Source organism: Clostridium sp. UBA6640 (assembly GCF_002455975.1).
Lineage (GTDB): Bacteria > Bacillota > Clostridia > Clostridiales > Clostridiaceae > Clostridium_J.
Genome location: NZ_DKLM01000086.1, coordinates 1 through 688 on the forward strand (window position 1 = coordinate 1; position 688 = coordinate 688).

The 688-nt window shown below is 21.9% G+C and carries 1 protein-coding gene; it reads left to right on the forward strand.

Annotated features, from left to right (window positions below; genetic code table 11):
* Positions 1 to 220: 220 nt before the first annotated feature.
* Positions 221 to 661 carry a DUF4230 domain-containing protein gene (locus tag B2W91_RS10010; RefSeq protein WP_291580514.1) on the forward strand — a complete coding sequence of 147 codons (441 nt, stop codon included), beginning with the start codon at positions 221 to 223 and terminating at the stop codon, positions 659 to 661.
* Positions 662 to 688: the final 27 nt, after the last annotated feature.

The following is a 688-nucleotide window of genomic DNA, read 5'->3' on the forward strand; positions in this document are numbered from 1 at the left end:
TTGTGCATTGTTTTAAGTTGTGCATTATTTAAATAATGACACATATAAATAACTAAAAGGTGGTGATTTTATTAGATTAAAAAATATCTCTTTAAAAACTAAATTAATATCATTACTTGCTATTTTCCTTTTAGCTTTAGTTATAATTTTCTCTATTAATTTATCTATAAAAAATAATAGAGAAGTAAAAAAAGAACTTATATATCACCAATTAATAGATATTAAAGAACTCGTTACTGTTAAATATAATTATTCTCATATAATATCACTAAAAGATAATTTTAAATTTAATGATTTAGTAATTCCTTTTACTGAAAAATCTCTTATTTTGAAATACGATGGATATATAAAGGCTGGAGTAATTTTAGATAAATCAGAAATAACATTAAAAGATAATAAACTAATTATAACCTTGCCTAATTCCGTTATATTAGACCATATTATAAACGAGGACGATATATCAATACTTGATGAAAGAACTTCTATATTTAACCCTATTCAAAGCAATGACATATTCGAAGAAATTTTAAAATCTAAAAAAGAGAGAGAAGAAGAACTAATCAAAAATGGTTTTTTAAACGAAGTAAATACCACCACTGAAAAATTCTTAAAGAACTTCTTTGAAGAACTTAATTATGAAGTAATAGTAGAGTTTAAGTAATTGAAAATTAAAAATGAAGAATGAAGA